This window comes from Sinorhizobium sp., assembly GCF_059070375.1.
Map to the genome: position 1 here is coordinate 376,589 of NZ_JCACWC010000001.1, position 24,391 is coordinate 400,979.

The following is a 24,391-nucleotide window of genomic DNA, read 5'->3' on the forward strand; positions in this document are numbered from 1 at the left end:
CGTGCCATCCGGCGAAAGGCCCAAAATCTCGCGGTCCCCGCCGCCCTTTGCTGGGTCAGCAGCCGTGTGTCGTCCGGAAATCCGGACATATCGGTGCGCCGAGGTTCAGTTTTCCGAACGGGCGCCGCCTTCGATTCCGAAGCGCGTCATCTTTTCCCAGAGCGTCGTCCTGGAGACGCCAAGCTGCCGCGCCGCCTGTAATATCTGGCCGTTCGTCATGCTCAGCGCCTTCAGGATCTGCCTGCGCTCCGCGGCGTCGCGCGCCGCAGAGAGCGTTTCAACGGGGGAGGCGGCTAGGCTGGACCGCCTTTCCGGGAAGAGGTCGACCGGCATCAGCAGCGTGTTTTCGGAAAGCGCGGCCGCCCTCTCGAGACGATTTCGGAGCTCACGGGCGTTGCCCGGCCATGCGTGTTCCAGCATGGCATCCTCTGCCAGCGCGCTGATGCCGCGCACGGGCGTCTCGCGCGACTCGGTAATCTCGTCCAAGAAACGCCCGGCCAGCCAGAGGATGTCCTCGGGCCGGTCACGCAGCGGCATTAGCGTGAGCGGCAGGGCGGAGAGCCGGAAGTAAAGGTCTTGGCGAAAACCAGTGCCGCGCTCGCCCTCGACCTCTTGGTGGGTGGCGCAAACTATGCGCGCCTTGAAGGGGATTGGCTTCTCACTTCCGAGACGGTGCAAGTGGCCGTCTTCGATCAGCCGCAGCAGCTTTGCCTGCAGGGGGAGGGGCATGTCGCCGATCTCGTCCAGAAAGAGGACTCCGTCGCCAGCCCGCTCTGCATAGCCACGATGAAGCTGATGCGCCCCGGTAAATGACCCCTTCTCATGACCGAACAGTTCGCTCTCCAGCAGTTCCGACGGGATCGCAGCGCAGTTCACGGCCATGAACGGCGACGCCGCCCGCGGAGAAATCTGGTGGAGATACCGTGCACAGATCTCCTTACCCGTTCCAGTTTCGCCCTGGATGAGGACGGGCAGCGTGTGCGCCGCATACCGTCCGAGCACCATCTCCACGTTCCGCATGAAAGGAGAGATGCCCAGTTCCGCGTCGACGGGAGCACCGGGGGCGAATCTCAGGCTCGTAGCGATGCGGTCAAGCAAACCGGCCATGTCGAAGGGCTTGGTGATGAAGTCTACGGCACCGCTTCGCATGAGGCGGACCGCCTGATCGATGTCACCAAAGCCCGACATGAAGAGGAACGGTGTCGAGGCTTCGCGGGAGCTCTGACGGAAGACGTCTTCGCCACTCATATCTGGCAAGCGGATATCGCAGACCACCAGATCGAATTCACCCGCCCGACTGGAGAGTTCGCGCAAAGCCTGCTCTCCTCGCGTCCACCACTGTACCTTGTACCCTTCGAGCGAGAGGCGCTGCACGAGTGACTCGCCCATAATGGGATCGTCCTCGAGCAGCCCAATCCGTCCCGTGTCACGCTGCATGGCCAACCTCCAACATACTATCCAGCGGCAATTGCAGCTCGATCAACGCTCCGGTACCGCCGTTTTGACCTATCCTGATCAGTCCTCTAGCCTCGTCCACCATCTTCCTGACCATCCACAATCCGAGACCGCCCGTGCGGTTCGCCGGACCGGGATCAGCCGACGTGAGCACGTCGAGGGCGGGTTTCTGCAATCCAGGTCCGGAGTCTCCGACAGTGAGCACAAGTACGTTCGCCTCGTGGTCGATCCGCGTCTGCACGGTGACGTTTCCCCCGTCGCCGGAAGCGGCGCTAGCATTCAGAACGAGATTGAGAAGTGCCTGCCTGACCGCGACGCCGGAAAGTGCGGCCAGCGAGGCCAACTCGGGACATCGGCCCCAGACGAGCGTCTGCCGCCGCCGAGCAATTTCGGGACCCACCAGCAGACGCACGTCATTGAGGTCGTCCAAGGTCAGCGGCCGGCCCGTGCGGTCGGCTCTGTACGTAGCCAAGGCGGCGCGCACAACATCCCGGATTCCTACGAGGCCGCGCTCGAGCAGGGCTAGGCTGCTTTCCCTGACGCTTCCGTCCGTCCCATGGCTCTTCAGCGTGTCGATGCAGTTGAAGAGTCCACCTAGTGGGTTATTGATCTCATGAGCCATGCTGGAGGCAAGCCTACCGAGACTCGCGAGCTTCTCCTCCTCCGCAAGCTTAATGGTGAGCGTCCTCCGTTCCGCCTCGGCTTCTACGAGCGCGTTGAACCCGTGAAACAGGTCGGCGAATTCACCCTCTCGCCTCGGGAACTCTTCCAACGCGATGGGACGCGGAGCAGCGTTGGCACCGGACCGCATGTGGTCGGCCAAAGTCTTCACGGGCTGCACCATGCGCCTGGTGAGTGCGTATCCGACACTTGCGAACACGATAGCAAGCGCTGCGTTCGTGGCCAGCAACGTGTTCAACACCTGGCGGCGTTCGGCTACCAGGTGGGAGATGTCGAAGGATGCATGGACCGCTCCGACTGTCTTGCCCTGATAGACAAGCGCTCGTTTACCGAAACCGGTGTGCTTGCCCCAGTCGATCTGCACGCCATTGCTCGACGGGGGACGATCCGCGTATTGCTCGGGCAGCTCGGCCAAGGGAGCGACCGATCTAGGATTGCTTGAGGCAAGCACCCTTCCGTCGCGCCCCGTCACGATCGTCTCCAGCGGCGAAAGGGCGCGGTAGACGGAGCGCGTCCTGTCGAGGATGTCGTAGGTTTCCCAGACGTCGTCCCGGAGAACCGGGGGAATGAGTGCGGTCGAAAGCCCATCCAGATAGGTGCCCACCACCCCCGACAGGTGCTGCTCCTGGGTTTCGTGAAGCCTGCTCAGCACGCGTTCCGAAATTATGATGCTGATGACGACCATGAGGGTTGCGACCAGCGCCGGAACCCGGAAGATCAGGGGAATTCGCTGCAACTGCCGGAGAAGTCTCATCCTAGCCTCCGAACGAGATCGATGTTGGCGGCTATGCTGTCGAAGGTAGAAGGGGGCGCATCCACGAAGCCATCTAGTTGCAGCCGTTGCAGCACCGAGCGGCCGACCGGATCCGACGCGATGTCGAGAAAGGCAGACCGCAGGCTTTCCAGGACTGCCGTTCCCTTGAGCTTCGCCGGCGCTGCGATAGGAGGGAAGCCGTGCCAGGAAGACTTGACGAGGACCTTCGTTCGCGCGACCAGTTCCGGCTCTATGTTCCGCATCACCTCCCAGACATAGCCGTCGACGCTTCCGGAGTTCGCCAGCCCGGAAGCAACCGCCCTGATTACGTTGCGATGGCCGTAGGTGAAGAATGTTCGGCGGAAGAAGGACGACTCGTTCAGATGCCGCTCGGCGAGATAAGCCTTCGTAACCAAATATCCGGAGTTCGAGTCGGGATCCGAGAAGGCATGGATGTCGCCCCTGCAATCCTCGAGCGACGTAGCTCCGCGCTCTTCACCGACGATCAGATAGGACTGGTAGAGCGGCCGGCCCCGCCAGAGCGGCGTCGCCACAAGGGTCAGTTCGTCGCGGAATTTACGGAAGGGATAACCGCAGATCCAAGCGGCCTCCAAGCTTCCCGCCACCAGGAGCGCAGTCACCTCCTGGTACGTCCGCTGGGTCACGAGTTGCACGTCGCGGCCGGTCTTTCGTGACAAAAACGTCTGAAGCTCGTCCAGCACATCCAGGTCGTTCGACAGAAACACCGGCGTCAGGCCGAACCGCAGAACATCGGTTCCGCGTCCACCTTCCGCTGATTCGCCAAGCACATGCGTTGCCGTCAATGATAGCGCGCCGCCGAGAAGCATACGCCTGGTCAAAGGCCAAGCGCACCTACCGGACTTGCGAGGGGGCTTGTTGCTGCCTTCGGCCATCCTTCCTCCTCCGGTGTCGACGCACAGTACCCTTCCGCCTCCAACGGAAGTCATCCGCCGACGAGGCTACCTCCTTCGTCGCAGTTCACAAATAGTTAGCACCGGGACTTGCCGCTGTCTACATTTCCAGTATTCTCGACATATGGAACAAGAAAACGCCATGCCGGACCGAGTTAAAGGGGTACGACCATCCTGCGGTGAGAAAACTGCGCGAGCACGCGATCTGGTCCGAAGGAGGAACAGATGAACTGGCTTCCGAAAGGAATGCGTCGGAGGAGGGATCTCGGCCCGAGGCGAGGTGAAGAGGGAGGCGTGATCGTCGGCGCGGCTGGTCTGATCGCTCTTATGGCAGCGGTTACTCTGGGTATCTGGGCCGTTGACGATCTCGACGTGGGTGCGCAGGCGGGCGCGGTGGTGTTCCTGACGGCGTGGTCCGCATTCGCACTGTACGCTGCCAACCCTCCTGGCGCCAAGGATGTGCGGCTGCTGCCCTCCATCCACACCTGCATCAAGCTTGCACCGGCGACGGTCGCAGCCTGCGGAGTGTTGTGGCTCGCTGCCGGGGGATGGGAATAGGATCGTGTGGCGACATCGCTCGACAGCAATGCTCTCGGCGGCCTGCAGCTCTTACCTCATGGTACGGAGCTTCTGCCGCCGCGCGTCGGGGAAGACTTAATTGGAATCATTGACGCTCTTATGTGTCATCTGAATGTAATTCGGTGACGCTACATGGCCCTCTCGAAGTGTCCAAATTTGATGGAGAGGCGCCATGAGCGATATCGACAAGACGAAGCTGTCCTGGGACGAATGGGACGAACTTCACAATCCGCCACCGGCCGAGACCGATTTCGATCGAGTTGTCGATTCGGCCATTTCACGCCGCGGGTTCATCGGCGGCGTACTGGCGTTCGGCTCTGCCGCCGCTGCGATGGGCACGCTCGGCAACCTGATGAGCTCTACCTCGGCGCAAGCGCAGGAAGCCGCGTCCCGCTTCCCCTTCAAGCCGGTCCCGATCGCGACGGACGGCACGGTTCACGTACCGGAAGGCTATTCATGGAAGCCGCTCGTCAAATGGGGCCAACCGCTCTTCTCGAACGTGCCGGATGTTGATGCGGTCAACGGCGTCAGCATTGCGCATTCCGACAAGGTCTTCGGTGAGAATACAGACGGGATGGAACTCTTCGTCGTCGGCGGCCGTCAGGTCATTGTCGTCAATCACGAATACGTGAACACAGAGATCAACCTGCCGAACAACGAAAAGGGTATGCCAAAGAGCGCCGACGACGTGAAAATCCTGCAGAACATGCAGGGCGTCACCGTCATGGAAGTGGCGGAAAGCGATACGGGCTGGGAAGTCGTACTCGATAGCCCGCTAAACCGCCGAATCCATCACAATTCACCGATGAAGCTCTCCGGCCCGGCCGCCGGTTCCGACCTCGTCAAGACCGCCGCCGATCCGAACGGTGTCGACTGTCTCGGGACCTTTAACAATTGCGGCGCCGGCAGGACGCCTTGGGGCACGTATCTCACCTGCGAAGAGAACTTTAACGGCTATTTCGGTACGGCGGACACGAATTTCACGCTCCCGGACGATTACAAGCGCTATGGGATCGCGGCCGAGACGCGCTATGCCTATGAGAAATTCGACGAGCGCTTCGACGTGGCGAAGAACCCCAACGAGCCGCGCCGCGCCGGATATGTCGTCGAAATCGATCCTTCCGACCCCAACTCCACTCCGATCAAGCGCACCGCGCTGGGCCGCATAAAGCACGAGAACGCCGCTGTGGTTGTCGCCCGCGACGGTCGCGTCGTGGTCTACATGGGAGACGACGAGCGCGGCGAATTCCTTTACAAGTATGTCTCGAACGGCATCTATGTTCCGGGCGGCGACACCTCCAGGCTGCTCGATGAAGGCACACTCCACGTCGCTAAGTTCTCCGACGACGGTACTGGCGAGTGGCTGGCGCTGACGCCGGAAACGACCGGTATGAAGATAGACGAGATTTGCGTCTTCACCCGCAAGGCCGCCTCCAAGGTTGGCGCGACCACCATGGACCGCCCAGAATGGGTTGCCATCAATCCGGTCGCTATCGAAGCCTATTGCGCGCTGACGAATAACAGCCGCCGTGGGGAAGTGAAGGACGGCAAGCTGCAGACCAATGCCGGTGGCGACGAGATGAGCGTGAACGCCACCAACCCACGCGAGAAGAACGAGTACGGCCAGATCGTTCGCTGGTATCCCGAAAACGAGGATCACGCAAACGGCAAGTTCAAATGGGACCTCTTCTGCATGGCCGGCAACCCCGACGTGCATAAGGATACCTACGCCGGCTCATCCAACATCAACTCCGGCAACATGTTCAATTCTCCCGACGGCATGATCTTCGACTCAACGGGGCTTCTCTGCATCCAGACCGACGGTGAGGACACCAACGAAGGTGATTTCGCGGGCCAGGGCAACAACCAGATGCTGGCCGGTGATCCGGCAACCGGCCGCATTGAACGTTTTCTCACTGGCCCGAAGGGCGCGGAAGTCACCGGGCTGACCTGGTCAGCCGACAAACGCACCATGTTCGTCGGCATCCAACATCCAGACGCTCCCTTCCCGGACGGAGCAGGCAAGCTCCCACGCTCGACCGTCGTTGCCATCAAGCGCGAAGGCAACGCGGTTATCGGCTAACCGGATGAGACGACTAATCGGTTGAGGCGCCGGGTTCGGCGCCTCTTGATGAACGCGGATGCCATAGCATTCGACCATTATGAGCAGAAGAACCAGAGTGCGCGGCGTTTGCGACGCGTGGAGGGGCGGGGGACGCTACGTTCGACCACATGATTGTGAAAGCAGAAGACGGGGGCCAACGCCTGCGCCGTCATACTCCTATTGGAAGCTGCCGCTATAGCCGATATCGAAGTTCATTATCGGCTTTCGTTTTCGACAGGCAAAAAGCGATGGAACACCGCGATCTGCTCTCGGGACTGGGAAATGCGGGTGAAGTCTTTGCGGCCTTTCTGAAACTCGGGCTAACCTCATTTGGTGGTCCGATCGCGCATCTCGGCTATTTTCGCGATGAGCTGGTCGTGAGCCGGCGCTGGCTCGATGATAAAGGCTATGCAGACCTCGTAGCACTGTGTCAGTTCCTCCCCGGCCCGGCGTCGAGCCAGGTCGGCTTTGCCCTTGGGCTGCTCCGTGGTGGCCCGCTAGGGGCCGCGGCCGCATGGACCGCATTCACGCTTCCTTCGGCGCTCTTGCTGGTACTGTTTGCGCTGGGGGCGGCCGCCTTCGGCGGGCCGATCGGCTCCGGCATCATCCATGGGCTGAAGGTGGTCGCCGTCGCCATCGTCGCGCAGGCCGTCTTGGGTATGGCCAAAAACCTCTGCCCTGATAAGGAACGCGCCAGTATTGCGCTCGCAGCGGTTCTGATTGTGATCCTCGCTTCCGGCTCGATCGGTCAGGTCGCAGCTATCGTCTTTGGGGGGCTTGCCGGATTGTGGCTTTGCCGGTCCAAGAGCGATGCAATCACGGGTCATGTCAGCTTTCCCGTGTCACGTGCTGGGGGTGCAATCGCCCTCACGCTATTCTTTGTTCTGCTTTTGGGTCTGCCCATCATCGTGGCAGCAACTTCGTTGCAGGGCTTGGCGGTTTTCGCTTCCTTCTTCCGCGCCGGATCGCTCGTCTTCGGCGGCGGCCACGTTGTGCTGCCACTGCTGGAAGCCGAGGTCATCCAGCCCGGTTGGGTGACCGCCGATCAGTTCTTGGCGGGTTACGGCGCTGCGCAGGCCGTGCCCGGCCCACTCTTCACCTTCGCAGCCTATCTCGGCGCAGTGCTTGCCCCCGAACCCAATGGGCTTTTCGGCGCAACCATTGCCCTGATCGCCGTCTTTCTGCCAGGCTTTCTGTTGCTGATCGGCGTCCTTCCGTTTTGGGACGCGTTTCGCGCGCGGCCGACCGCGCAGGCGCTGATGCGCGGCGCAAATGCAGCCGTCGTTGGGATCCTTGGTGCCGCTCTTTACCAGCCGGTCTGGACGAGCGCGATCGTCGGCCCGTACGAATTTGCGCTGGCGCTGACCTGCTTCGTTCTCCTCATAGTCTGGAAATGCCCGCCGTGGATCGTCGTTCTTGTTTCCGCGATGGGCGGTGTGCTCATCGGGCTCGCCTAACTGGTGATGATCCGGCATGCTGGATTCCTGCCGCAGCTGGCTTTTTCGCCCGCGCATAGGCCGTTACCCCTGTGGCTGCACTTAAGTTCCATAATATGCGTTATCTGATTTTACAATTTGTAGTTGTATGTTCTATTTTCAAGCGATGAAAACAATGGCTTGCCTCGCGGTTCTGCCGACGGCACCAGCCCCAGTTCCGGCTGGACTGTTCGCAACCGACATATCCTCTTTCGATAAGGGCCACTGACAGGCCGCGCCGCGCCGGCTCTACCAAGACTCGAGCAGGTATCACAACGCGATCCTGCACACCGCCCTTCGCCATGAACGACTAGCTGCGGAGGCGAGCCACATGAGGACCCACGATTGACGAGAAAATTCGAGGCTGCCCGGCGGCGCGGGCCGATAGCAGGGCTCCATGCACAATGGCCATCATGATTTGGGCCTCCTGCTCCGGCGAAGCGTCTAGTCGAAACGAGCCTTGCTTTTCCCCATCCCTTAGAACCGATGCCAGCCACTCCATCAGGTTCTGAAAGTGACGCCGAACCAGCCCGGCAACCTCGTCCGGGAGCATCTGCATCTCGCTCGCCAACATTGCGCAGACACAGAAGGGCTGCGAGGCGTCGAGGACGCACTTCTGCCAGTAATCGAGATAGGCTTCGAGTTGGTTGGCGGGGTCCGCGACATTGTTTCGAAGCGAGTTCAGCCCGTCTTTGGCACGACCTACATAGCGTTCGACTAGGACGGCGACGAGCGCCGCCTTGGTTGGGAAATGGTGGTGGATGCTGGCCTTCCGAATCCCGATCGCGTCGGAAATGTCCGCATAGCTGAATCCGTTGTATCCCCCGACGACGACAAGAGACTGCGCGACATCGAGGATTTTTTCCGAGGTACTGAGCTCCATGTTCGGTATCTACCTTCTGGTAGGATGATCGTCAATTACATCGCGACTTCGTGAATTGACCGTGCACGGGCCTACCAAGTAGTAGGTAGATCGTTCGATCTCAAGGAGCATCCAATGCATCACCAAACTAAACCGCAGTCGACGTGGCTGCGCTCCTACTACTATGCCCGTGCTGGCTTCTCGATCTTCTGGGTGATCGCGGCCACTTCGGCAGCAAGCTTGTCCCCTGTCGCCTCCTTGCTTCTCGTCATCTACCCCGCATGGGATGCGCTCGCGAACCTCGTCGACGCCAGAGCCCACGGCGGCCTCGCCGCCAACAGGTCACAGATGCTCAACGTCTTTGCCAGTTCAGTCATGGCGATCATCGTTCTCTTTGCCGTGATGAAAGACACGTACGCTGTTCTGGCAGCCTTCGGCATCTGGGCGATCCTGTCCGGACTTCTTCAGCTCTACACCGGCATCCGGCGCTGGCGGTCAGTTGGAGCGCAGTGGGCGATGATCCTGAGCGGCGCGCAGTCAATGCTGGCAGGCGGCTTCATGATCAAGCAGTCGCTCGGTTCCATGCCGCCGACCATTCTTGACGTCGCTCCTTATGCCGCTTTCGGCGCCTTCTACTTCCTGGTCTCGGCAATAGCGCTGACTGTTGCGGCCTATCGTGGGCGGAGGAACCCAGCCTGAGAAGGTGATGAGGCTGCGGAGGAACGGCGTCCCTCCCCGCCTCGCCCATGTAGTCGGCGGCGCATAGATCATCAGTTTCGTCGTAATGTTGTTCCCGTGTCTTGAGGATCCACCGATTACTCGGGATCAGCGTCGATGCATGCGATGAGGCCGTCGGGGCCGGTGGGACATTGAGCCGACCGATCTCGGGGCGGAAATCTCCGGTGAAATCGACGCGGGCACGGATCCCGGCCGCCTTCAATTCTTCAAGCGAAAGAAGCTTAGTGGCGGTGCGGGACCCGACGAAGAACCGGTCCATGTAGTCACGAACGCCTGCGTGGCCCTCGAACCGCTCCCGGGTCGACGGATCGTCGATGACGGCGTCGTGAGCGAACAGGTGCAGTGCCGCCTGGGCGTCGAAAGAATTGGTAGCGCGGATTAGCGGCTCGACCACATGTCTATAAGGCTGGTTGGTGGTCATGCCTTACCTCCGTGCTGCCAGCTCCTGTAGACGAACTCAAGCGTGTATCCGTCGGGGTCGGTGACCGGGGCCGCGTAGTAGCGAGGATCTGGAGCTGAGAGCCCGGAGGGTGAAGCTCATGCACTCCCGCTGCCATCGCAGCAGAATGGGCGGCGCCCTGCAGCGCGACAAACAGGGTGAGACGTGATCTCATCCAGATTATCGCTTTATAGCGCCACCATCGCCTCGAAATTGGCAACGAATCCTACCTGCACGGCGCGGGCGACGCGGCGCCGTCTTGAAGCCACAAGAACATCCAGCCGTCCGCGCCGAAGCCGTTGAGGTCGGGGTGCCCTGGCGTCCGTCCCTGCCGTCGCAGTCGAGGCGCTGGCTCGTGAAGAACAGCTCCCTTGAGTCCTTGCAGGCATCCGGCCATCAGTGACCGGAATGTCCCGTGGGCGTTGAAAACGGACGTAAAAAGCACTTGCACAGATTGAACGAAGGACAGGTAACCTGCAACGCTTGTGAATACGCAGGCGCGCAGGTGCGCTCCAAGGTGATCGGGAGGTGCTGCCCATCACATACGTTCCGCCGCCGCGGTCAAGCCTGCAGCGTCGCGTATTCCGGACTGATAGGCACCGATCAGCCTCGCTGCGAGTATTGCAGCCTCCTCGGAATTCAGTGGCAATGCCCGCAATTGCAGTTCGCGACGGAAAATGCCCTCGATCAACTTGAGCTCGTCAGGCCCTAGTGGATCAAGGGTGCATACTCGTTGGTGTCTCATTAGCTCTCCTCCCGGGCCTCGCGATCGCCTCGGTGCCGGGGGAAAGTCTACGCGTCTTGGTGTACATGGCGAGTCAATACTGCGCCTCAAGGACAAAGGGTCTGGAACCGTACAATCACCGCGGAATTGGAGAAGACTGTCCTTCCGAACCATGCTGGCTTGCACATAGTCGATGGGCAGCCGGCATGCTAGAGTCATGTAACACCGATCCGCAATCCTTGGCAGAAAGCGGCCGACAGAGCCGCGGTGCTCCGGCTCCCAATGAGGGGAAGGCAATGGCGATTCCACCCCAAGCTTCGGTTAACAACCAGTTGCTGGACCTGCTTCCGGAGGTTGACTATAACCAGGTTGCGCCTGACCTCGACTATGTCAAAGTGGCTAGAGGCGCTCTGATCGCTACAGCCGGCGCCCCCATAGACCATGTTTATTATCTCACGTCCGGGATTGGCTCCCTGGTCGCCTCGACGCCTGAGGGTAACAAAGCGGAGGCGGGTATCTTCGGAAGTGAAGGTTACATTCCGACTTCTGCTGCGATGGGTGTAGAGCTCAGCGTCCACGACATCATCATGCAGATCGAAGGAGACGGCTACCGGATGGAGTTCAGCGCATTCCGGAAGTGGATGGATCTTAACCGGAATTTCGCCCGAGTGATGATCCGATGCATTGAGGCCTTCTCGATTCAGCTTACCTACACTGCGGTTTCGAACGCGTTGCACGGGGTGGACGAGAGATTGGCCAGATGGCTTCTGATGTGTCACGACCGTGTACCAGGCGACGAGATTCCGCTGACGCACGAGTTCATTTCGCTGATGCTTGCGGTTCGCCGTCCAAGCGTCACAACGTCGCTCCACGTCCTTGAAGGCTACGGTTTTATTCGCTCGAACAGGGGCAACATCATTATCCGGAACAGGCAGGCCCTCGAAGAGTTCGCCCGGGACGCCTATGGCAAGCCGGAGGCGGAATACCATCGACTTATGACTGCGCTCTTCTGAACCCGCAAAAATACGCATCCAGCCCGCCCTGGTACAAACAATGCTGCCGTCGCGGGCCGCAGGGTGTCGAGAAAAAGGCGAAGTCCTTCTCGGCGATCAGCTTGGCGGTGGCCCCGTCCATGAGGAAGCCGTGTTCGATGCACTTCACACCAGCAGCGATAGCCTTCCGGATCGCATCCGGAGTGAGAGCGTGCGCGGCGACATAGGTGCCCCAATTCTCGGCAATTTCCACGGCGGCCCGCAATTCTGGCTCGGTAAAGGTGGTGACGTCGAGCGGGCTGAAGGGTGAAGACACCCGCCGCCCGCCGTAGTTTGATCAGAACGACCCCTTGCATGGACTGCTCGCGGACGTGCAAACGCACCTCGTCGGGGCCGTCCACGACCATGGCACCCCCGCTCGTCTCCATCGGGGTGAGCAGGCCGCCGGTGCTCCTTCGCAGGTCGGTGAGCTGGCGGAAATCGCCACGTCATTATCAAAAACCCTTCTGCCACTTAAGATTTCACCGGCGCCGCCTAAAGACAACCAGAAATAGAACACCGACGCATGATGGGCCCCACTAAGCTGAACTTCGTCCGGTAGCGTACGGCAACCAGAGACGACCTACACTCGTTTTACGGACAACTCGACGAATAGGGAATTTCGCCAGCTATTCGGCTGACGAACCCGTCGGCTCAACTGCCAACAGAAGGCGTCCTTTGAGCTGCGCCAGGGAGGTTCAGATGCAAGTGACGGATGCTTGGGAAGAGTGGTGGCGAGGGCTTGGACATGTTGCCCGATGCAACCGCGACATGGCACGGACACGCGAAGCATTTGATGCTGGGTATGCGGCCGGCCGTCTCACACATCGACGAGCCGCTGATGGCGCAGCCGAAATTGCGCGAGGCACGCGTCCGGGGGCGCAAAGACACGAGACCTGGAGAGCTACAAGAGCAGCGCGGGAGAGCACCTAGCTGCCAGACGGAGGTTTCGCCACGGCCGTCCCTAGATGCCTGTCGTTGAGCAACTTAGAGATTGCCACCACCAACTGTGCCATAGCGAACGGCTTCCCGAGATGATGCTATTGGGGACGCCTTTCGACGCCCAATCGGGAGCGCTGTCTCCACTCACGTAGACGACCGGCATTTCGGGATCGACCTCTCGGCTGAAACGCGCGACATCCCAGCCATCGGGAGCCTGCTGAAACTGCATGTCGGTGATGACCCCTTGTGTGGTGGTCGATGCATTGCTCAAGATTTTCAATGCCTTGTTGCCACTCTCTACAGCAAGACAGCAAATCCGCCTCGACAAGCGTCTGTTCGAAATCGAGCAGAAGCAGCCCCTCGTCCTCTACCAGTAAAATCGCGACCGCTTCCATAGTGCCCCCGTCGCGCCATGCGGCCGTAGGTCTCAAACGCAGTGACGGGCCACCAGTTCCCCAGACTTCCAACCCCCGCTCGGGTAAACGCCTTTCTCCGCCCTTCTACGGAGGTGTCGAGGTCATAACGGATGTGCCCGGACGCGGCAAAACCAAAACCTGCCGCTTCTGGGGCCTATACGTATGGAAGTGCGGGTAAGAGGATTATATCGAATCTACTTATCGACGAGCACCGCTGACCAGCGAAATGGAATGGGCGGCAGCAATTACGAGCGGGGGTAAACCGCTCTTCCGCTTCCTCTGACGTGTACCGGTTGCGCGGGACGCCGATATTGATCGCGCCAAAGGCTGCGCCGCTTGCATCGAGGATGGGGGCCGCCACTGAAAGATCGCCGTGGCAATACTCCTCGAAGGCGGTGGCGTAGCCTTGCGCCTTCGACTTCGTGAGCTTGGCGCTGAGCGCGTCGAGATGCCAGTGGTGTGCAGCGTGAACGGGTGCAGGTTGGATTTGGAGAGGATCGTATGCGCCTCCGCCGACGGCAGGCACGACAGGATCGCGATTTTCGGCGCCGTACAATAAGCCAGCAGGCGCGTCCCGATAATCACGTCATTGTCGAGGACGTGGCGGCTCATGAAGCGTGACACGAAGACGATATCTGTGTCGTCACGAACCGCTAGATTGACGGTCTCCTCAGTCGTCTTACTGAGATGCATGAGGTAGGGCCGCGTTCGACCAGGCTGCTGCTGGCCCGGCTGTAGTGATAGCCGAAATCGAGCGCCTTGACGGAGCTTGGTTTCACCGTTCTTGCTTAGATAGCCGAGCTTTTGCAGGGTGTGGGTGAAGCGCGGGAGGCGCTCATGTCGAGCCCCGTCTCCTCGGCGATCTGCGACAGGCTGAGATTGGCGCGCGTTTCGTCGAAGGCTCTCAGTACGCGGAAGGCAAGCGAAACACCAATGTCCATCAATGATGTTTCGGACGATCAAGGATTATGAAATGAGGCACGTTATAGCCTTCACCCGAGCCGGGCCAGCCTTCGCGCAGCCATGCGAAACAGTGTTACCTCTTCTCGATCAGGGACACGAATTCAGCGAGCTCGACTGAATCCCGCCCGCTCCAGCGCGTCCTGCATATCAGGCGACAGCAGGGCGGCAAGGAATGCCTGAACTGCCACCCGCTCCTTCCGGTCTGTAACTAGCGCGAAATCAAAGTGCTCTTGCGTCAGCGGTATGAAACCCAAGCCAGCGGCGCGCGCGACCGGCCCGATCGTGACGCCCCAGTCGGCGCGTTTCTGTACGACGGCGGCGGCGACTGCATTGTGTGAGCGAGGCTGGTTCCAGTAGCCATCGGGGCGCGTCTGGCCGAGCAATTGGTCGATCAGGATGCGCGTACCGGCACCCTGGTTTCGATTGACCATCATGCATTCTGGATCAGCCAGAGCAGCCTCCACCGCCTCCGGCGCATTGCGGCCTTCGAAGCGCGCGTCACCGCGGCGGAACACGATGCCTTGTATGCGCCGCCAGCCCGGCACGAGCTCGATACCCTCGCTAAGGAACGGCGTGTTGTAGACTTGTGTCTGAGGGTCGAAAAGATGGATCGGCGCAAGGTCGCACTCACAGCGTTTAGCGGCTGCAAGACCGCCCAGGCTTCCGACGGCCAACGATCGCACCGAAATCCCTTGGCGCGCGATCTTGCCCACGACAAGATCAAGGCCTGTGCAGTGACTGCCGATCACAACGAGGTCGGGCACCCTGACCTGCGGCGTGAACAGCGTCACCGGCACTTGTGCGCCCGCTGGCAGATGGTCGGCGAAGGCGTCAATGCGGATAAAGCCATCAGCCTGGGCGAAGGCGGTAATCGCTCCCGAGCCCTTGCCGGTCGCATAGGCCATCAGTCCGTCCCGCCCCTGCACCAGCGAGACCATGACAAACTCGGTGCGCCCCAGTTCGGACGGAACGCGGAAGGGAAGCTGCGCACTCGTCTGCGCATCAACGCGCGGCGGCAGCCCCGCCATGCGCCGCAGGATGGGCACCACCATATCGTGGAAGGTGAACATGGCCGAGGTCGGGAATCCTGGCAAGATGATAACCGGCTTGCCGCCGCATACCGCCAAACAGAGCGGCTTTCCAGGCTTAAGCGCAACACCATGAGCAATGATGCCCGGTTTTCCGAGGCGGCCAATAATACGGTAGCTGACATCTCCCGCACCCTTGGAAGTACCTCCAGATAAAATCAGAACGTCATGGGAGGCGAGCGCCTCACGCATTGCGGTCTCGAGCCTGGCTTCGTCGTCTGGAAACGCGCCCAAAAAATGGGCCTCGCCCCCGTTTTCGGTGACCGCCGCACTAACGATCGGCCCATTGGCGTCGTAAATGCCGGCCGGCTGCAGCGGTTCGCCCGGTTGCACGAGCTCATCACCCGTGGACAGAACAGCAACGCGGAGTTTGCGGGCCACCGTTACCTGCGGCGTTCCGCAGGCTGCGAGTATCCCGATCTCACGCGCGCCGATCACCGACCCAGCCCGCAACACGACCTCTCCTCGCGCCATGTCCGATCCGGCGGTGGAGACGAACTGCCCCGGCGAGACAGCACGCCGCACTTCGATGGCCCCACCCCCGGCTGGCTGAGTATATTCCACCATGACGATCGCGTCCGCACCGCGTGGCAGAGGCCCCCCCGTGGCGATGGCTGTGGCGGTCCCGGGCAATACCGCAAGTTGCGGGACGCTGCCGCAGGCAATCGTTTCCCTGTTCAGCATCAATCGAACAGGCTGTAGGTCAGAGGCGGCAACCAGATCTGCTGCCCGTACCGCAAACCCATCGACATTGGAACGGTCGAAAGGTGGAATGTCGACCTGCGCCGCGACGTCTTCTGCAAGAGCCAGCCCGAGCGCCTCGGCTAAACTCCATTTTTCAGTCGGCACCGACCAGGGAAACAGCGCTGCTTCGAAACGGGCCAGGGCCTCCTCACGTGACAATATCGTCAGAAATTGCTTCTGGTCGGCGTTTTGCGGGATCGAAGAAGGAGACTTCATCATGATGGCTGCTCAGTTCAAATTGCGAAGAGGCATAGCTGTGACGGACGTGCCGACGTCATATCCCTCGCTATCACCCGGCACTGCCAGCCAGGCATCGGCAAGCCGCATGGCCTCCAGTGAAAAATCGCCAACGGCAAGCGGCGTCCACATGGCCTGCTCTCTGCCGAGCAGGACAATCTCACTGAGCCCGACCTTCGACGCAATCTTTCGCGAGAGCGGCAAGGTTGTACCAATCCGCTTCGAGCGGCCTGATAAACGGTCCAGGATCGGCTGGACCAATGCAAGAAAGCCGGCAAAGACATGGTCAGGCGCCCCGGCCAAAGCGACCAGCGGCGTACTGCCAAGTCGGCCGATCGCCGTAGTATCGCCAGGCCGCATGGCGATACGATGCGCAATCAACCCGTTGGAAAGCGTCAGGGCCTCGGCAGTCGCATCAAGGCGGCCAGCACCAGTGCCTCCGACCAGGAGAAGCAAATCGCAAACCTCGCCGGCAAGAGCGGCTGCGATCGAAGCTGCATCACGGTGCGCGGTCTCTATCGCGGCGATCGTCGCATTCGAGGTCATCACACATTCGGCAACGAGGCGCGTCGAGAAAGTCTCATGGTTTACGGAAGCGACATCGATCACACGCACGCGCGGGCTGCGTACGGGAATCTGGCTCAACCCTGCTTTGCGAGCGATCAGCAGGTCCGCGGCGCCGACTATCCCGCCTTCGAGAACCGGGGGTCGATGTGCGGTCATGTCCTCCCCCACCCGGCGCACGCCCTGACCGGGAGCAGCCTCGCCGACGGCAAAAACGATTGGGCTGCTGCAATCGATCAGATCGGCTTGCAACACACAGTCCGATCCAGTCGGCATGACGTCGCCCACTTCCACCCGGACCGGGGCCGTCGAAAGCGCCAGAGGTGAGTAGGCGGACGCTCCCACGAGGTCGAGTGAACAACACGCCCAGCCATCAATTGTCGCAATGTCTCGCAACGGCAGTGCCGGCAAGGCAGCCGGCATCGCCGCGGCGACACGACCAAGCGCCCGGTCAAGCGGCTCCGACCGGGGAGCGATAGGCATCAAACCACTGAGAAGCGCCGCAAGCGCCACTTCCAGGCTTATCAGGGCGCTCGTCGGAGGATGCACTGTCATCATCGCCCGATAATGGGACAGATGCGGGCACCTTGGCAACAGACCTCAGATGCGCTGTCCGCTCGCATTTGGAAAGAAGAGTTGCTGGCCATCGATCTTGTACTCACCGATCGCCTTCTGGCCCTCAGGCGCAAGCAACCAGTCGATGAATATCTGGCCCAGCTCCGCCTTGACATCGGGGTGTTTTTCCGGGTTCACCAGCATGACGCCATACTGGTTGAACAGCCGCTTGTCGCCCTCGACGGAAATGGCAAGATCACCGCGGTTCCTGAACGACAGCCAAGTGCCGCGATCGGAAAGGACGTAGGCATTCATGGCAGATGCGGTGTTGAGCGCCGCTCCCATCCCCTGTCCGATGTCCTTGTACCACCGGCCCTTTGCAACCTCGATATCGACGCCCGCGTCCTTCCATAGCCTGAGTTCCATAAAATGGGTGCCCGACCGGTCACCGCGTGAGACAAATGGCGCTTTTTTTGCTTCGATCGAAACTAGGGCGGCCGCGATATCCGTCATTCCACTGACGCTGGCGGGATCACTTTTCGGGCCAATCAACACAAAATCATTGTACATCACGTCGGAACGCTTCACTCCGAAGCCCTCCCGAATGAACTTCTCTTCCTGTGCCTCGGCGTGAACGAGGACCACGTCGGCATCGCCACGGCGTCCGGTGTCGAGTGCCTGGCCGGTGCCCTGCGCCACGACCTTGACATCGATCCCAGTCTCTCTCTCGAACAGCGGAAGAATATAATCGAACAGGCCCGTGTCCTGGGTAGAAGTCGTCGATGCAACGACGATCGACCGCGTTTGGGCCTGGGCCGGCGTCACGCCGGCCAGGATCAGAAGCATTCCCACAGAGAACAATCGGCGGGTCGGCATTTTCAATCTCCGTTCTGTCGATCAAAGGACGAGATCGCCGCGTATAAAGGCCGCAGCCTGCGGCGTGGCTGGACGATCGAAAAAATCCCTGGCATTGGCATGCTCGAAGAGACGGCCATGGGCCAGGAACACGACATCTCCGGCAAGTCTGCGCACCTGGCCCAGATCGTGTGAAGCCATGATGATCTTGGTGCCCGAATGGGCCGTCGCAAGGATGATTTCCTCCACAAAGCGCGTTGCCGCCGGATCAAGACTTGCGGTCGGTTCATCGAGCAGGAGAATTTCCGGCTGGCGCGCCAGAGCGCGCGCAAGCGCCAGTCTTTGCTGTTCACCGCCCGACAAACGGCGCGCAGGCCTCGAAGCCAGCGCACTCAGGTCAACGCTGTCGAGCAATTCCTCGGTGCGCTGGGCACGCAGGCCGCGCGGGCAACCGGCGTGAGCAAGTCCATACGCAACATTCGCGGCAACCGAGCGCCGCAACATCACGGGCTTCTGAAACAGGATCGCTCGGCGTTCGGGGCCGGCATCGATCCGGCCACCCCAGCTCACGACCCCCCGCGACGGGCCAAGCAAGCCCATGCACAGCCGCAACAGCGAGGTCTTGCCCGCCCCATTGGGGCCAAGAACAAACGTCGGCGCTCCCAGCCCGATCGTCAGGCTTATTCGGTCGAGTATGGTCGTCGCACCGGCGCTCAGCGACACGTCATCGAAGATAAGGGGAAGATTGCTTGCAGCAGCGCGCATTTCTAACCGGCCCTTTCCACGGCCCATACCCGCACGCCCCAGGCAGTGGCATTTACCAGCAGAATGAGGAGAATAAGGATGATGCCAAGCCCGATCGCAAGGGCAATATTTCCCTTTGAGGTTTCCAGAGCAATCGTGGTGGTCATAGTCCGAGTGAAGCCATCTATATTGCCGCCGACGATCATCACCGTGCCGACTTCGGCCGCGGCCCTGCCGAAGCCTGCAAGCAAGACGGTAACGAGGCTGAAGCGGCTGTCCCACAAAAGTGTCGCAACCCTGCTGGCCCAGCCGACCCCCATGGCGCCCAACTCCTCGCGATATTCGAGCCAAAGATCCTCAACTGTCTGGCGCGTCAGCGCGGCAATGATGGGCAGCACCAGAAATGCCTGCGCGATAACCATGGCGGTCGGCGTAAAGAGGAGACCGAGTTCTCCCAGCGGCCCCGACCGCGATAGCAGCAGGTAGACGCTCAAACCGACGACAACCGGCGGCAAGCCCATGAAACCGTTCAACACCACGACCATTGCCGTGCGGCCCGGGAAGCGGGTCAGCGCGAGAAGGGCACCAAGCGGGAAACCGATAATCCCCGCAGCCACGACAGCCGCCAGGCTGACGGCCAGCGACAGCCCGACGATCGCAAATAGGGTGGCATCTCCGGATGCGATAAGCTGCCATGCAGTGAGTGTTTCCGACATGAGGCATCTTCCCTTGTCGCAATTTCCGGCTTTTTTTTCCTGGATGTCAAATTATTGAACAATCGCGCAAATATGCATAAAAATGCAGGATGATCCTGCTGACCACATCCGAGGCTGCTGACTATCTTCGCTTGGGAGAGCGTAAGATTTACGAGTTGATTTCGAAGGAGCGAATCCCGTGCAGCAAGGTGGCAGGCAAATGGCTATTTCCACAGCACGAACTCGACCGCTGGGTCCTTTCGGGGCTCGTGCAGCCGACGGGAATGATATCGCTCGAACTGCCACCTATCGTGGGGGGGAGCCAGGATGACCTGCTGGAATGGAGCCTGCGTCAGTCAGGCTCGGGGCTTGCCACATTGGCGGAAGGCACTGAAGACGGTGTCGCGCGTCTGCTGCGCGGAGAGGTCGCGGCCGCTGCGATCCATTTCCATGGCACGGTAGCCGATGCAAATGTCGATGCGGTAGCCGCCATGCCACGGCTAAGCGATGCGGTGCTGGTCGGCTTCGTCCGCCGCGAGCAAGGCCTATTGCTGGAGCCGGGCAATCCCAAATCGCTGAACGGTCTCAATGACGTCCTGACGAGTGGTGCGAGGATGGCCGTTCGTCAACGCGGTGCCGGAGCGGATATGCTGCTTGCTCAGTTGCTGGCGGATTTAGGTGCGAAACACAGCGACCTCAATCGACTGGAGCCGCCCTGCCTGACCGGTCCCGATCTTGCATCCGCCGTGCGGAGCGGCCAGGCGGATTGCGGCATTGCCACACGCGCCGCCGCTCGCACCGCTGGCCTGGAATTCCTGCCGCTGCTGTGGGAAAATTTCGACCTGCTCATGCGTCAGCGAACCTATTTTCAGCCCTCCTTCCAGGCGCTGTTAGGTTTCTTGCCGCGAAAGGTTTTTACCGACCGCGCCGTCGAGCTTACCGGGTATGATACAAGCCCGGCCGGCCGGATCCGGTTCTTCAAGTAGAGCGCTTACGCGTTCTTGAGAGAAGGGACAAAGGATGCTCGAACACCTTGACTGAGCATCGGAACCGTTAAAATGCGTGCAACTTTCGGTCGAAAGGGCAAAGCAGCATCCGCTGGCTCATCCCAGATCGATCTCGCCTTCCACCACATGATTCAGGCCGGCGGCCTCCGACGTGATGACGGCCTTGACGATCAGCTTCCCTTGTCCTTTCAGACCTTTTTGCTCCACTGCCTTCTCTATCGCCTGTTGCGAGGTCACCCCGACCTGCTTGAGGAACTTGCGCATGGAGACGTTGAAGGGGTCGGTTTCCATATTCGTGATCATATGATTGCCTCGAACAGAGTGAACAGTAAGGTCGATCCGGCACTTTCCGTTCCTGGAACGGAGACCATCGCCAATCGAGCATGAATCCGTTTGAGGTGCAATGAAGGCGATGCTCGCTATACGCTGCCTGGTGGCAGCCGCTTCCTTCCTCTTCGGCGCGACTGCGCATGGGGCGGAACTGCGCGGCCATGGAGGCCCGGTGCGTTCAATCGCCATAGCCCCTGACGGACAGACAGCGATCACCGGCAGTTTCGATACCAAGGCGATTATCTGGTCGCTTGAAACGGGCGAGGCGCAGCAGGTGCTGCTGTTTCACGAAAGTCAGGTCGATGCCGTCGCTGCTTTGCCGCGGGGGCGTTACGCCAGCGCCGGGGCCGACGGCCGTATCGCAATCTGGGAGGCCGGACGCAGCACGCCGGTATCCGTGTTGCATGGCCATGAGGGGCCGGTTGTCGCACTGGCAGTCGCGCCCGATGGCTCTACGCTCGCTTCTGCCTCCTGGGATACGAGCGTGCGTCTGTGGCCGCTTTCCGGCGCTGCGCCGCGCATCCTCAAAGGCCACCATGGCAATGTTAACGCGGTCACCTTTCTGTCCGACGGAACGCTTGCAAGTGCGGGCTATGACGCAGCCATCATACTATGGCCGTCGGGACATGACGCTGCGCCGATGCGAATATCCATGCCGGGGCCACTCAACGCCCTCGTGAGGATGCCGGGCGACCGCCTGCTTGCAGCAGGCGCAGACGGGACATTGCGCCAGCTCGACCGAAGCGGCGCGATTGTGGCCGAGGTCAGGGTGTCCTCCGGCCCCCTGATCGCACTAGCGGCTACGGCTGATGAGAAATACATCGCCGCCTCGGCCATCAGGGAGGGCATCGTGTTGCTCGACTCCCGCACCCTGAAGCCGGTTCACACCCTCGGCAGTGCCGGCGTTGCGCCGGTGTGGGCCCTTGCCTTTCCACGCCGTGCCCGGACGCTGCTGGCCGGCGGTGCGGACAACATAATAAGCGAATGGGATGTTGAAACCGGCAGGCGGCTTGGAACCTCAGCCGCGATCCAGGCCGATCTCATGAGCGAATATGCCGGCAATCCGGACGCCGAAGTCTTCCGTGCCTGCATCGCCTGCCATACGCTCGGCCCGGAGGACGGCAATCGCGCCGGACCGACGCTGCACGGCATCTTCGGCCGCAGGATCGCGTCGCTTGCCGGCTATCCCTACTCCCCCGCTTTCCGGCGGATGGATATCGTCTGGACGCCGGAAACGGTGTCGAAGCTCTTCGAACTGGGGCCAAGCATATATACGCCAGGGACCAAGATGCCGGAGCAGACGATCAACGATCCCGAGGATCGTGCAGCGCTGATCCGCTTTTTGCAGGCTGAGACCCGCCGCGACTAAACTCAACCGATTTGTCTGTCGTTGCGTCGCGCTCCCGCAAGTAATCCTCCGTCGTCCGTGGAGCGGGACGGCCCGACGCTTCGTAAGGATCGAACCCTTCATTCATGACGGATTCGACACGACAGTTATCGCACATCCGCACGACATCGAGGCGTCGGGCATTCTCGCCGGAAAACATCCAGTGCTTGCCCTCCAGCTTGTCAACGATGCGTTCGACGGTACTTTTCGTTCCGAATGGCGTGTCGCATCGAATGCAATGGAACGGCTCTTCCTGTTTGATCACCCGGCGGGGCCCATTCCAGGCCTGGAAATCCAGTTGCGGTACCAACGCGATTGCCTTTTCTGGACAAGTCGCGGCACAGAGCCCGCACTGCACGCAGGCGCTCTCGGCAAAATACAAAGCTGGCCGCTCTTCACTGTCGGAGAGCGCGCCCGTCGGACAGGCCGATACGCATGACAGGCACAGCGTACAGGCATCGACATTGACGTCGAGCCCGCCAAATGGCGCGGCCGCTGGCAATGCCGTGCGCTCTACCGGCGTCGGAGCGGCCTCATACAAGCCGATCACCGAGCTTTTCAGCAAGCTGCGCTTGCCTCCGACCGGCAGGAATGTCACCGGCTTTCGCGCATCCGCTTGCGGCACCATCCGCCCGAGAACCGTTTGCAGATCATCGGGGTCGTCCGCTTCGATCACGCCGCAGAGATCGGCTCCATAACCCAGCGATTGTCCAAGAAGATTGGCGATGGTGACGTTTCTGGCTAGGCCGGTCAGTTCATGTTTCCCCCTCGCCGAAGAAAGGGCCCTGATCGCCACCGCTCCCCAGGCGGCCGGTGCAGTCCACGCCTCGACCCCCAGCTGCGTTATCTCATTCACACCGACCGGCAGCACATTCGCGGGCAGTCCCTGCCCGAAACGCGCCAGCGCATCGATAAGCGGCTCTCCATGACCTTCATCGTGAAACAGCACGATCGGATCGCTGCCGCCTACCCTGTGATAGGTGAGCAGGAGCGTGCGCAGGCGTCGAAGCAGGGCCGCCGCATCCGGGAAAGCATAGGCGGCGGCACCGGTCGGACAGGCGGCCGCGCAACTGCCGCAGCCGGCGCAGATATCAGCGTCGATCGCGACATGGTCGCCAGCGGGTGCAATCGCACCCGTAGGACAAAGGTTGATGCAGCGCGTGCATCCGGTGATGCGCGAACGCGAATGGGCGCAAAGATCGGCGGAAAAATTGATGTAGCGAGGCTTTTCGAATTCCCCCACAAGGCCGGCTGCCTTGGCGATCGCGGCAGCAAGGCCCGCGCGGTCGGCTGGATCTGCTCTCAGATAACCTGCCCGCAATTCATGGGCAGGAAACAGGGGAGCGCCGCCGGAAAGGTCAAGAACTATATCGGCATTCGATAGTGCGCCATCCCGCGGCGCGCCAAAACGCAGACGCTTGCGCGACGATGGCGATGGGATCGCGAAATCGTCGATCGTCAGTTCAAACGCGCCGAGATGACCGCGCGCGTTGCGGATCGTGCCCTGCACAACGGGGAAATCCCAGACGCGATGGGGCGTAACATCGTCCGGCCGCGTCAAAAGAACCGTGACGTTCATCTCGTCGGCAAGCTGCCGTCCAGCCTCGATCGCCGCTTCGTTCCGGCCATAGACGAGCACCACGCCGTTGCTCGCGAGCGTAACGCTGGTCGGCGAAGTGACCGTTTCCGCCGCCATCGCCACGAGTGCCGCGGCTTTCGGCCCGGCGGATGCCCCTTGTGCCGACCAGCCTGACGTCTCGCGGATGTTGACGAAAGCGAGTTCGCCCGCAAAGCCGCGGTCCTGCGCGACTTCACGGAAAAGCCGTTCCTGCTGTGTGCAGGCTATCGTGATGTCGTCGCCTCCATTCAATGCGTTGCGGACGCGGTCGAGTTCGGCGCCGCAGAGTTGATTTCCAGATTGGATTTGGTCGCTTGAGCATCCACGGGCGACACTCTGGCCAAAGTCCGGCATGCTGCGTTCACAGGAACAAACAAAGACGGTGCGTGGTCTGTCTGGGATCATGCTCTTCTCCCCCCGCATCACGGCACCGCCCAACAACGGTGGCGCCTCCACTTCGGATGCATTATAA

22 protein-coding genes and 3 pseudogenes are annotated in these 24,391 nt (G+C 60.9%); 8 read left to right on the forward strand and 17 right to left on the reverse strand.

What is annotated here, in order from left to right:
• Positions 1–105 precede the first annotated feature (105 nt).
• Genes aioR through AC5J09_RS01895 form a run of 3 tightly spaced genes read right to left on the reverse strand, consistent with a single transcriptional unit; the run spans position 106 to position 3,738 of the window.
• Positions 106–1,437, reverse strand: coding sequence for an arsenic response regulator transcription factor AioR (gene aioR / locus AC5J09_RS01885; protein WP_494296718.1), 1,332 nt, complete (start codon positions 1,435–1,437; stop codon positions 106–108).
• Positions 1,427–2,890, reverse strand: a complete 1,464-nt coding sequence (locus AC5J09_RS01890) for a sensor histidine kinase (protein WP_494296719.1) — start codon at positions 2,888–2,890, stop codon at positions 1,427–1,429. The genes aioR and AC5J09_RS01890 overlap by 11 nt, the downstream gene beginning before the upstream one ends.
• Positions 2,887–3,738, reverse strand: a complete 852-nt coding sequence (locus AC5J09_RS01895) for a substrate-binding domain-containing protein (RefSeq protein ID WP_494297047.1) — start codon at positions 3,736–3,738, stop codon at positions 2,887–2,889. Before AC5J09_RS01895 ends, AC5J09_RS01890 begins: the two co-directional genes overlap by 4 nt.
• Positions 3,739–4,047: 309 nt before the next feature.
• On the opposite strand from AC5J09_RS01895, the gene AC5J09_RS01900 reads away from it, so the two are divergent.
• The 3 genes from AC5J09_RS01900 (at position 4,048) to chrA (ending at position 7,962) form a co-directional block, all read left to right on the forward strand.
• Positions 4,048–4,380 carry a hypothetical protein gene (locus AC5J09_RS01900; RefSeq protein WP_494296720.1) on the forward strand — a complete coding sequence of 111 codons (333 nt, stop codon included), beginning with the start codon at positions 4,048–4,050 and terminating at the stop codon, positions 4,378–4,380.
• A 193-nt stretch (positions 4,381–4,573) separates the two neighbouring features.
• Positions 4,574–6,484, forward strand: coding sequence for a PhoX family protein (locus AC5J09_RS01905; protein ID WP_494296721.1), 1,911 nt, complete (start codon positions 4,574–4,576; stop codon positions 6,482–6,484).
• Positions 6,485–6,753: 269 nt separating this feature from the next.
• The gene (chrA, locus tag AC5J09_RS01910; protein ID WP_494296722.1) at positions 6,754–7,962 is read left to right on the forward strand and encodes a chromate efflux transporter; all 1,209 of its coding nucleotides are present in this window, start codon (positions 6,754–6,756) and stop codon (positions 7,960–7,962) included.
• 328 nt (positions 7,963–8,290) lie between these two features.
• Here the strand turns inward: chrA and AC5J09_RS01915 are convergent, their stop codons facing one another.
• Positions 8,291–8,863: a TetR/AcrR family transcriptional regulator gene (locus tag AC5J09_RS01915; protein ID WP_411921457.1), complete on the reverse strand. Its 573-nt coding sequence runs from the start codon at positions 8,861–8,863 to the stop codon at positions 8,291–8,293.
• A 114-nt stretch (positions 8,864–8,977) separates the two neighbouring features.
• Here AC5J09_RS01915 and AC5J09_RS01920 point away from each other — a divergent pair, with 114 nt between their 5' ends.
• Positions 8,978–9,541, forward strand: a complete 564-nt coding sequence (locus AC5J09_RS01920) for a DUF308 domain-containing protein (protein WP_324765344.1) — start codon at positions 8,978–8,980, stop codon at positions 9,539–9,541.
• 322 nt (positions 9,542–9,863) lie between these two features.
• Here the strand turns inward: AC5J09_RS01920 and AC5J09_RS01925 are convergent.
• Together AC5J09_RS01925 and AC5J09_RS01930 are read right to left on the reverse strand one after the other, a co-directional pair.
• Positions 9,864–10,001: pseudogene (locus tag AC5J09_RS01925) on the reverse strand (hypothetical protein); the annotation flags it as partial.
• Positions 10,002–10,557: 556 nt separating this feature from the next.
• Entirely contained in the window at positions 10,558–10,764 is a 207-nt protein-coding gene (locus AC5J09_RS01930) for a hypothetical protein (protein WP_324765345.1), read from the reverse strand.
• Positions 10,765–11,039: 275 nt separating this feature from the next.
• Between AC5J09_RS01930 and AC5J09_RS01935 the strand changes: the two genes are divergently transcribed.
• Positions 11,040–11,756: a Crp/Fnr family transcriptional regulator gene (locus tag AC5J09_RS01935; protein ID WP_102763346.1), complete on the forward strand. Its 717-nt coding sequence runs from the start codon at positions 11,040–11,042 to the stop codon at positions 11,754–11,756.
• 82 nt (positions 11,757–11,838) lie between these two features.
• On the opposite strand, the pseudogene AC5J09_RS01940 reads toward AC5J09_RS01935, so the two are convergent.
• A pseudogene (locus AC5J09_RS01940) lies at positions 11,839–12,220 on the reverse strand (amidohydrolase family protein); the annotation flags it as partial.
• A 723-nt stretch (positions 12,221–12,943) separates the two neighbouring features.
• Here AC5J09_RS01940 and AC5J09_RS01945 point away from each other — a divergent pair.
• Positions 12,944–13,093: a hypothetical protein gene (locus AC5J09_RS01945; protein ID WP_338279536.1), complete on the forward strand. Its 150-nt coding sequence runs from the start codon at positions 12,944–12,946 to the stop codon at positions 13,091–13,093.
• A gap of 193 nt (positions 13,094–13,286) precedes the next feature.
• On the opposite strand, the gene AC5J09_RS01950 is transcribed toward AC5J09_RS01945, so the two are convergent.
• From AC5J09_RS01950 to AC5J09_RS01985, 8 genes and pseudogenes are all read right to left on the reverse strand, one after another.
• Positions 13,287–13,658: an IclR family transcriptional regulator domain-containing protein gene (locus AC5J09_RS01950; RefSeq protein ID WP_494297048.1), complete on the reverse strand. Its 372-nt coding sequence runs from the start codon at positions 13,656–13,658 to the stop codon at positions 13,287–13,289.
• Positions 13,649–13,825 (reverse strand): annotated as a pseudogene (locus tag AC5J09_RS01955) (IclR family transcriptional regulator domain-containing protein); the annotation flags it as partial. The pseudogene AC5J09_RS01955 and the gene AC5J09_RS01950, both read right to left, overlap by 10 nt.
• A gap of 95 nt (positions 13,826–13,920) precedes the next feature.
• Positions 13,921–14,073 (reverse strand): helix-turn-helix domain-containing protein, encoded by a 153-nt coding sequence (locus tag AC5J09_RS01960; RefSeq protein ID WP_338279538.1) that lies wholly within the window; start codon positions 14,071–14,073, stop codon positions 13,921–13,923.
• A gap of 123 nt (positions 14,074–14,196) precedes the next feature.
• Positions 14,197–16,146, reverse strand: a complete 1,950-nt coding sequence (locus tag AC5J09_RS01965; protein WP_494296723.1) for a molybdopterin biosynthesis protein — start codon at positions 16,144–16,146, stop codon at positions 14,197–14,199.
• A gap of 9 nt (positions 16,147–16,155) precedes the next feature.
• A complete protein-coding gene (locus AC5J09_RS01970) occupies positions 16,156–17,283 on the reverse strand; it encodes a molybdopterin-binding protein (RefSeq protein ID WP_494296724.1) in 1,128 nt (375 codons plus the stop codon).
• A 45-nt stretch (positions 17,284–17,328) separates the two neighbouring features.
• The gene (locus AC5J09_RS01975) at positions 17,329–18,159 is read right to left on the reverse strand and encodes an ABC transporter substrate-binding protein (RefSeq protein WP_494296725.1); all 831 of its coding nucleotides are present in this window, start codon (positions 18,157–18,159) and stop codon (positions 17,329–17,331) included.
• Between the two features lie 21 nt (positions 18,160–18,180).
• A complete protein-coding gene (locus AC5J09_RS01980; RefSeq protein WP_018099304.1) occupies positions 18,181–18,903 on the reverse strand; it encodes an ATP-binding cassette domain-containing protein in 723 nt (240 codons plus the stop codon).
• 2 nt (positions 18,904–18,905) lie between these two features.
• Complete coding sequence (locus AC5J09_RS01985; protein ID WP_379939447.1) at positions 18,906–19,598, reverse strand: ABC transporter permease; 693 nt, start codon at positions 19,596–19,598, stop codon at positions 18,906–18,908.
• 89 nt (positions 19,599–19,687) lie between these two features.
• On the opposite strand from AC5J09_RS01985, the gene AC5J09_RS01990 reads away from it, so the two are divergent.
• Positions 19,688–20,563 carry a substrate-binding domain-containing protein gene (locus AC5J09_RS01990; RefSeq protein ID WP_494296726.1) on the forward strand — a complete coding sequence of 292 codons (876 nt, stop codon included), beginning with the start codon at positions 19,688–19,690 and terminating at the stop codon, positions 20,561–20,563.
• Positions 20,564–20,680: 117 nt separating this feature from the next.
• Here AC5J09_RS01990 and AC5J09_RS01995 read toward each other — a convergent pair whose 3' ends face one another.
• Positions 20,681–20,887 carry a DUF6494 family protein gene (locus AC5J09_RS01995; RefSeq protein ID WP_018099301.1) on the reverse strand — a complete coding sequence of 69 codons (207 nt, stop codon included), beginning with the start codon at positions 20,885–20,887 and terminating at the stop codon, positions 20,681–20,683.
• 100 nt (positions 20,888–20,987) lie between these two features.
• Between AC5J09_RS01995 and AC5J09_RS02000 the strand changes: the two genes are divergently transcribed.
• Complete coding sequence (locus AC5J09_RS02000; RefSeq protein ID WP_494296727.1) at positions 20,988–22,283, forward strand: hypothetical protein; 1,296 nt, start codon at positions 20,988–20,990, stop codon at positions 22,281–22,283.
• Here the strand turns inward: AC5J09_RS02000 and AC5J09_RS02005 are convergent.
• Positions 22,219–24,324: a 4Fe-4S binding protein gene (locus tag AC5J09_RS02005; RefSeq protein WP_494296728.1), complete on the reverse strand. Its 2,106-nt coding sequence runs from the start codon at positions 24,322–24,324 to the stop codon at positions 22,219–22,221. The two genes, AC5J09_RS02000 and AC5J09_RS02005, sit on opposite strands and share 65 nt — an antisense overlap.
• Positions 24,325–24,391 lie beyond the last annotated feature (67 nt).